8 protein-coding genes are annotated in these 7,849 nt (G+C 71.3%); 4 read left to right on the forward strand and 4 right to left on the reverse strand.

The genetic code is table 11. The features are described 5' to 3' along the window. Positions 1-143: 143 nt before the first annotated feature. The 3 genes from ACWDU1_RS26025 to ACWDU1_RS26035 form a co-directional block, all read right to left on the reverse strand. Positions 144-728 (reverse strand): DUF3090 domain-containing protein, encoded by a 585-nt coding sequence (locus ACWDU1_RS26025; protein WP_450002374.1) that lies wholly within the window; start codon positions 726-728, stop codon positions 144-146. A 123-nt stretch (positions 729-851) separates the two neighbouring features. Next, positions 852-1,553 (reverse strand): histidine phosphatase family protein, encoded by a 702-nt coding sequence (locus tag ACWDU1_RS26030; RefSeq protein ID WP_450002376.1) that lies wholly within the window; start codon positions 1,551-1,553, stop codon positions 852-854. Between the two features lie 67 nt (positions 1,554-1,620). Further along, positions 1,621-2,556 carry an undecaprenyl-diphosphate phosphatase gene (locus ACWDU1_RS26035; protein WP_450002388.1) on the reverse strand — a complete coding sequence of 312 codons (936 nt, stop codon included), beginning with the start codon at positions 2,554-2,556 and terminating at the stop codon, positions 1,621-1,623. Positions 2,557-2,800: 244 nt separating this feature from the next. Here ACWDU1_RS26035 and ACWDU1_RS26040 point away from each other — a divergent pair, with 244 nt between their 5' ends. Genes ACWDU1_RS26040 through ACWDU1_RS26055 form a run of 4 tightly spaced genes read left to right on the forward strand, consistent with a single transcriptional unit; the run spans position 2,801 to position 6,946 of the window. After that, entirely contained in the window at positions 2,801-3,775 is a 975-nt protein-coding gene (locus tag ACWDU1_RS26040) for an aldo/keto reductase (protein ID WP_450002378.1), read from the forward strand. Between the two features lie 50 nt (positions 3,776-3,825). Continuing rightward, on the forward strand, positions 3,826-4,914 hold the full coding sequence (locus tag ACWDU1_RS26045) for a heme/hemin ABC transporter substrate-binding protein (protein WP_450002380.1): 1,089 nt from the start codon (positions 3,826-3,828) through the stop codon (positions 4,912-4,914). After that, positions 4,911-6,068 carry a FecCD family ABC transporter permease gene (locus tag ACWDU1_RS26050; RefSeq protein WP_450002382.1) on the forward strand — a complete coding sequence of 386 codons (1,158 nt, stop codon included), beginning with the start codon at positions 4,911-4,913 and terminating at the stop codon, positions 6,066-6,068. Before ACWDU1_RS26045 ends, ACWDU1_RS26050 begins: the two co-directional genes overlap by 4 nt. After that, positions 6,065-6,946 carry a heme ABC transporter ATP-binding protein gene (locus ACWDU1_RS26055; RefSeq protein ID WP_450002384.1) on the forward strand — a complete coding sequence of 294 codons (882 nt, stop codon included), beginning with the start codon at positions 6,065-6,067 and terminating at the stop codon, positions 6,944-6,946. Before ACWDU1_RS26050 ends, ACWDU1_RS26055 begins: the two co-directional genes overlap by 4 nt. Positions 6,947-6,958: 12 nt before the next feature. Here ACWDU1_RS26055 and ACWDU1_RS26060 read toward each other — a convergent pair. Beyond that, the coding region (locus tag ACWDU1_RS26060) for an MMPL family transporter (RefSeq protein WP_450002386.1) at positions 6,959-7,849 on the reverse strand (891 nt) is incomplete at its 5' end.

Consider the following 7,849-nt stretch of genomic DNA (forward strand, 5'->3'; position numbering starts at 1 on the left):
GCCGCGCACCGGCTTGTACACCACCCGGAACGCGCCGTCGGCGGCCGCCAGATCGCAGACCAGGGTGACGTTGCTGGCGACTCCCACCCGGCCCAGCACCGTCAGGTCACCGGTGGACAACACGTCCCCGGTATCGGGCACGCTCATTCCTCCAGATCACTCGCGCCGAACAGTTCGCCGCGCTTGTAGCCGTTGGTCCGCACACACATATGGCCGCGCGCCGACAACGGTTCCCCGCACAACGGGCACGGCGGCCGCCCGGCCGCGATCACCCGCGTGGACCGCAACGCGAACTCCCGCGCCTGATCGGGGGTCAAGAAGACCCGCACCGCGTCGGGGCCCTCCTCGGTATCGTCGAGCACCACCGATTCGTCGACCTCGGTCTCGGTGATCGCCAGCAACTCCACCACCACCGCGCCCGCGTCGGCGTCCCAGCCCAGCCCCATGGTGCCCACCCGGAACTCGGCATCGATGGGGGTCACCAGCGGGTCGTTGTCGTTGATCGCCTCGGCCTGCGGCGGCACCTCGGCACCGAACCGGCGCTGCACCTCGTCCAGCAGCAGTCCCATCCGGTCGGCGAGAACCTTCACCTGCTGCTTCTCCAGCAGCACGCTCACCACCCGGGGTTCTTCCACCGCCTGCAGATAGAACGCGCGATCGCCCGGCTCACCGACGGTTCCGGCGACGAAACGTTCGGGGGTGCGGAAAACATGGATTGCGCGTGACACATGCACCTCCTGATACGTGACCCTGTTCGGCTGCGGTGCTCCGCTGCGCCGTATCCCGGCGCGGACGCCGATTCGCCCGAAGCCGCCGAGAGGTGGCGCATCCGCCGGTATCGGGCATACCCATTATCCGTCTTTCCTTCCCGCCCCGATCTCCCCACCGGGCACCGGGCCCGATGTGCCCGATTCGGCCGCCGGTGCGGGTGCCAGCCCGGACAGGTCCGCGCCGGTGTCGTTCATCCGCGCGACGAACGGCGCGGTGCGGGTGTAGCGGATCACGCTCAGCGAGGCCGGCTCGACCATGATCCGCTGGAAACCGTCCAAATGGATCCCCAGCGCGTCGGCCAGCAGCGATTTGATGACGTCACCGTGCGTGCACGCCACCCACAGCCGGTCACCGTCGTGCAACTCCGCCAGCGCGCGATCGTGTTCCCGGATCGCCGACACCGCCCGCGCCTGCACCTGCGCCAGACCCTCACCGCCGGGGAACACCGCCGCCGACGCGTGCCGCTGCACCACCTGCCACAGCGGTTCGGCCAGCAGATCCTTGATCTTGCGGCCGGTCCACTCGCCGTAGTCGACCTCGGCGAGACGGTCGTCGACCACCGGTTCCAGGCCGAGCCCGGCGGCCAGCGGCGACACCGTGCGCTGGCAGCGCAGCATCGGCGAGGTGACGATCCGGCTGATCGGCAACCCGGCCAGCCGTTCCGCGACGACCTTCGCCTGCTCACCACCACGGTCGGTGAGCTCCACCCCCGGGGAGCGGCCCGCAAGAGTGCCACCGGTATTGGACGTCGACACACCGTGCCGCAGCAGGATCACCGTCATACGGCCAGCCTAATGGGCGCGGCCACGCGCGGTCTCCCGGCGAACCCACGCCGGCCGCCGGTACCGGTCATGTCGCGGCCACGACCCCGCCCGCGAGCAGTCCGATGATCACGAATCCCAGCACGATCCGGTAGCCCACGAACCAGTAGAACGAATGCTTCGCCACGAACCGCAGCAGCCAGGCGACCGACGCGTAGCCGACGACGAACGAGATCAGCGTCGCCACCAGCAACTGCGGACCCGACGCGTTCAGGCCCTCACCGGCGGGTTCGAAAGCGTCCGGGAGACTGAACAGCCCGGACGCGGTGACCGCCGGAATCGCCAGCAGGAACGAGAACCGCACCGCCGCCTCACGTTCCAGCCCGAGGAACAAACCGGCACTGGAGGTGGCGCCCGACCGGGAGACACCCGGGATCAGTGCCAGGCACTGCGCGAAACCCATCACCAGACCGTCGCGGGTGGTGAGCTGTTCAAGCGGCCGCTCCTTGCGGCCGAAATGTTCGGCCGCCGCGATCACCAGCGCGAACACGATCAGCATGATCGCCACCAGCCACAGATTGCGGGCCCCGGTACGGATCTGGTCCTTGAACACGATGCCCAGCACCCCGATCGGGATGGTGGCGATGATCACATACCAGCCCATGCGGTAATCGAGTTCGCGCTGCGCGTCGGCGCCGGGGTCATATCCCACCGGGCCCGCCCCGGTGACGACCGGAAGTTTCGTGGTGACCATTTCACTGACCGGAACGGTCTCCCGGGACCGGGCCGTGAGCTTCTCGAATACGGTGGCGCACCACACACATACGATGCGCCAGATGTCCTTGGCGAAGAACAACAGCACCGCGGCCTCGGTACCGAGCTGAGTGACCGCGGTGAACGACGCGCCCGCGTCCTCACCGAAGAACACCGAGGACACGATCCGCAGATGCCCCGACGACGACACCGGCAGGAACTCCGTCAGACCCTGCACCAACCCGAGCACCAACGCCTGCACCCAGGTCATCGACTCGCCAACCACACAACCTCCTGAACCACGCCGAAAACCCGCTCCGCCTTCGGTCTTACGGCATCCTGCCCACGCACGGGCACGGCGATCGACCGCAGCGACCCTACAGTGCCCGCCACCCGCCGCGCGCGCCGGACTACGGTCCGCGCGGCGGACACGCCACACCGACGAGTTCGCCGCGAACGGTCACCGAGCGGTCACGCTCTAGGCTGGGCGCCGTGAGCAACACGGAGACCCGGTGATGGAACAGCGCACCGTCGGCCGCAGCGGGCTGCGGGTGTCCCGGATCGGCCTGGCCACCCACACCTGGGGCGGTCATACCGACGCCGATACCGCCGCCGCGCAACTGATCGCGTTCGCCGAGGCCGGTGGCACCCTCGTCGACACCTCTCCCGCCTACACCGGTGGAGCGGCCCAGCGCATCCTGGCGGATCTGCTGGGGGATCTGGTGTCACGCGACGAGCTCGTCCTGTGCGCCGGCGCCGGGCTGGTCCCGCATATCCCCGCCGTACCCGCCGGCAGCGACCCACCCCCACCCGACCCCACCCGCGTCGGCGTCGACTGCTCCCGCCGCACCCTGCTGCGTCAGCTCGACCGCACCCTGCTGGAACTGGGCACCGACCATCTCGACCTGTGGCAGGTCACCGCCTGGGATCCGGTCACCCCGCTCGACGAGGTCGCCGGCACCCTCGACCACGCCGTCCGGTCCGGCCGCGTCCGCTACGCCGGGGTCCGCGGGCTCTCCGCCTGGCAGCTGGCCAGCCTCGCCGCGATCACCCCGATCACTTCCGTCCAGACCCCGTACTCACTGCTCACCCGCGGCGCGGAGGACGACACGGTACCGGCGGCCACCCACCACGGCGCCGGGATCGTCGCCACCGCACCCCTGGCGGCGGGCATCCTCACCGGCAAATACCGTGACGGTGTGCCCGCCGATTCGCGCGCCGCCGACGAGGCGACCGCCGCCGAGATCCGCGGCCGGCTCGACGACGACCGCGCCACCGCCGTCGTCGACGCCCTGGTCACCGCCGCCGACGGTCTCGCGACTTCACCGTTGGCGGTCGCGCTGGCCTGGGTCCGGGACCGGCCGGGCGTCGCCAGCATGTTCGTCGGCGCCCGCGATATGGGACAGCTCACCGGAGTGCTGGCCGCCGAAACCCTCGAACTGCCCCGCGCGATCGCCGCCGCGCTCGACGATGTGAGTTCGACCGCCTAGCCGGGGGCGGGCGCGGGACCGGCACGACGGCACGGATTAGCCTTGCCTACATGATCGAGACGGGCCCCGCGCCGGTAGCGCGGCACAACCACGGAAAGCCCCGGCTCGTGGCCGGGCTGCACCCGCGACCGGTGCGCGCCCTCCTGGCCGGCCTGGTCGCCGGCCTGCTCGTTCTCACCGCGGCCTGCGGCGGATCCGAACCCGCGGGCGCGGCGGGGCAGCAGGGACCGGCCACCGCCGTCCTCGACGATCTCGACCCGGTGGCGCTGACACCGCCGCCCACCCCGGCCCTGCCGGCGACCGTCCGATCCTTCGACGGCACCGATGTCACCGTCACCGACGCGAGCCGGATCGTGGCCGCCGACCGATACGGCACCCTCGCCCAGATCGTGTGGGGGCTCGGCCTCGGCGAAAACCTGGTCGGGCGCAGCACCGCCGCCGCCTTCCCCGCCGTCGCCGACCTGCCCAACGTCACCGGCGGCAACGGGGCACTGAACGTGGAATCGATTCTGGCGCTGCGGCCCAGTGTCTTCCTCACCGACACCACCAGCGCGTCCCCCGCGGTCCGCGAACAGCTACGCGCCACCGGCATCACCGTCGTCTACTTCGATCCCGAACGCACCATGGAGGGCGTGGTACCGCAGATCGAGGCCGTCGCCGCCGCGCTCGGCGTCCCCCAGCGCGGACAGCAGCTGGCCCGGCGCACCAGCGACGAGATCGCCGCCGCGTCGGCCGCCGTCCCCGCCCAGGACCCGCCCCTGCGCATCGCCTTCCTGTATCTGCGCTCCAGCGCGATCACCATGCTCGCCGGACCGGGCTCCGGCGCCGACGCGCTCATCGCCGCCCTCGGCGCCCACGATGCCGGGCAGGAGGCCGGGCTCACCGAACCCTTCACCGCCATCACCAGTGAGGCCATGATCGCGGCCGCACCCGATGTACTGCTGGTGATGACCGACGGCATGAACTCGATCGGCGGCGTCGACGGCATCACACAGATCCCCGGTATCGCCCAGACCCCCGCCGGCCACAACAAACGCGTCGTCGATATGTCCGACGCGGTCTTGCTGTCCTTCGGGCCCAACACCGGCCGGGTGATCACCGCGCTGTCCGGCGCCGTGTACGGACACACCGGCGCATGAGCGATCCGGACCCGGAGAAGGTGGCCCGGCGCGACCACGCCGGGCCCGCGCTCATACCCGACCACCCCGAAGTGAGCGCGGACCCGCCCCGTCCACCCGCGGCACCGGCTGCCGTCCACCGGCGGCGCCGCTACCTCACCACCCTCACCGTCGCCGTACTCGCTCTGGTCGTGCTGGCCCTGGCCTCGGCCGCCATCGGCCAGGTCCCCACCGCACCGGCCGAGGTCGCCGGCAGTATCGCCCACCGCCTCGGACTGGACTGGGGACCGCTGCCCGCCCATCCGGCGGGCGAGGTCACCCTGTGGGAGGTGCGGTTCCCGCGCGTACTGCTCGCCATCCTCGTCGGCGCCGCCCTCGCCACCGCCGGCGCACTACTACAGGGTGTTTTCGCCAACCCGCTCGCCGAACCGGGAGTGATCGGGGTATCGGCCGGGGCCGCCGTCGGCGCCGGCGCGGTGATCGTATTCGGCGGCGCGTTCGTCGCCGCCTGGTCGGTCGCGGCCGCGGCCTTCGCCGCCGGACTCTTCACCACCGTCCTGGTCTACGTACTGTCGCGCGCCAACGGCCGCACCGAAGTGGTCACCCTCGTACTCACCGGTGTCGCCGTCAACGCGTTCGCGGGTGGCCTCATCGCGTTCCTGCTGTTCGTCGCCTCGCCCGCGGCCCGCGACCAGATCGTGTTCTGGCAGCTCGGCAGCCTCAACGGCGCCACCTGGGACGCCGTCGCCGTGGTCGCGGCCCTCACCGTCGCCGGAATCGGCGCCGCCGTACTCGTGGCCCCCCGGCTGGACCTGCTGGCCCTCGGCGAATCCGCCGCCCGCCACCTCGGCGTCGACGTGGAACGGCTACGCCGCGCCGTCATCGTCATCGTCGCGGTTCTCACCACCGCCGGGGTCGCCTTCACCGGCATCATCCTGTTCGTCGGGCTGGTCGTCCCGCACGTCGTCCGTATGCTCGTCGGCCCCGGCCACCGCGCGCTCATACCGGTCAGCGCAGTCACCGGCGCCGTGGTGCTGCTCGCCGCCGATGTCGCGGCCCGCTCCCTGGTCGACAACGCCGACCTGCCGCTGGGCATGCTCACCTCACTCATCGGCGGGCCGTTCTTCTTCTGGCTGCTACGGCGCACCCGCGCCCGGGCGGGAGGCTGGGCATGACCGCACTCACCCGCGCGCCGCTGCGCCGCGGCCTCGGCACACTACTGCACCGCGCCCACGACCTGCCCACCGAACCCGCACCCGGCACCGTCACGCTGCGCGCCCGCGGGGTCACCCTCGACCGGCACGGCGGCGGCCCCACCCGCCGGGTCCTCGACGATATCGACTTCGAGGTCACCGCCGGGGAAGTCGTGGCACTCGTCGGCCCCAACGGCGCCGGTAAATCCACCCTCCTCGCGGTCCTGGCCGGTGAACTCGCCTCCGGACGCGGCACCGTCGAACTCGACGGCCGCCCGCTGCACGCCTGGACCCCGGTCGATATGGCCCGCCGCCGCGCCGTCCTCCCGCAAGCGCACACCGTCGGTTTCCCGTTCACCGCCGCCGAAGTGGTCGCGATGGGCCGCGCACCCTGGCAACGCACCCGCCGCGCGGACGACGACGCCGCGGCGGTCGAGACCGCGCTGGCGGCCACCGACAGCACCCACCTGGCAGGCCGGGCGTTCACCGGCCTGTCCGGCGGCGAACGGGCCCGCGTCGCGCTCGCCCGCGTCCTCGCCCAGGACACGGCCACCCTGCTGCTGGACGAACCGACCGCCGCCCTCGACCTCGGACATCAGGAAGCGGTCCTCACCCTCGCCGCCGAGCGCGCCGCCGCCGGGGCCGCCGTGGTGGTGGTGCTGCACGATCTGGCATCGGCCGCCGCCTACGCCGACCGGGTCGCCGTACTCGACGACGGCCGTCTCGTAGCCGCGGGGGCACCTCGCGAGGTACTCACCGGCGAACTGCTCAGCCGTACCTACCGGTACCCGATCGAAGTACTCGACCATCCCGGCACCGGCGCCCAACTGGTACTTCCGGTCCGCACCGGCGCGCGGTGACCACCCGGCGATTCAGCGTTTCGGCCGCCAGACCAGTTTCAGTACCGCCGGGGTCAGCAACATCCGGATCACCGTCGCGTCCAGGACCAGCGCCGCGATCATCCCGTAGGCGATGTACTTCATCATCACCAGCTCCGAGAAACCGAACGCACCGGTCACCACGATCAGGATCGCCGCCGCCGAGGTGATCACACCGCCGGTATGGGCGATCCCGTACCGGATGGCCTCCGGTGGATCGGCCCCGGCCTCCCGCGCCTCCACCACCCGCGACAGCAGAAACACCTCGTAATCGGTGGACAACCCGAACACCACGGTCACGATCAGTACCAGTACCGCGAACATCAGCGGACCGGGCGTGAAATCGAACAGCTCGGCCCCGTGCCCCTCCACGAACAGCCAGGTCAGGATGCCGAGCGTGGCGCCCAGGCCCAGCGCCGACATCGCCACCGCCTTCACCGCCAGCACCAGCGACCGGAACGTCGCGTACATCAATGCCAGCGCCGCCCCGATCAGCATCAGCGCCAGCAGCGGCAGACCGTCCAGCAACCCGTTGATGCTGTCGCGCTCCAACGCCGGCACCCCGGCCACCATCACCCGGACGCCGCCGGGTTCCTCGATCGAACGCAACACCGCGATCGCGGTATCGGCATCCCGTTCGTCGACCAGACCGGCCTCCAGCACGTTGATCCCGTCCCGCGTCGGCGCGGCCGGCTCGAACGGGCCGGTCAACCCCGGCGTCGCGTTCGCCTGCACCCGGATATCACTCAACTGCGCCGCATCCGCGCCCGTCACCACCAGCCGCAGCGGCTCGGTGCGGAAACCGGGGAACAACGCGTCGAACTTCTCCTGCGCCACCCGCGCCGGATTGTCCTCGGCCAGGTACCGCTCACTCAACCCCCCGAA

Source organism: Nocardia sp. NPDC003345 (assembly GCF_053589395.1).

Coding starts and splice junctions, on each gene's coding strand:
- ACWDU1_RS26045 (WP_450002380.1), top strand. CDS start 3,826: ATGATCGAGACGGGCCCCGCGCCGGTAGCGCGGCACAACCACGGAAAG.
- ACWDU1_RS26035 (WP_450002388.1), bottom strand. CDS start 2,556: ATGACCTGGGTGCAGGCGTTGGTGCTCGGGTTGGTGCAGGGTCTGACG.
- ACWDU1_RS26040 (WP_450002378.1), top strand. CDS start 2,801: ATGGAACAGCGCACCGTCGGCCGCAGCGGGCTGCGGGTGTCCCGGATC.
- ACWDU1_RS26050 (WP_450002382.1), top strand. CDS start 4,911: ATGAGCGATCCGGACCCGGAGAAGGTGGCCCGGCGCGACCACGCCGGG.
- ACWDU1_RS26055 (WP_450002384.1), top strand. CDS start 6,065: ATGACCGCACTCACCCGCGCGCCGCTGCGCCGCGGCCTCGGCACACTA.
- ACWDU1_RS26030 (WP_450002376.1), bottom strand. CDS start 1,553: ATGACGGTGATCCTGCTGCGGCACGGTGTGTCGACGTCCAATACCGGT.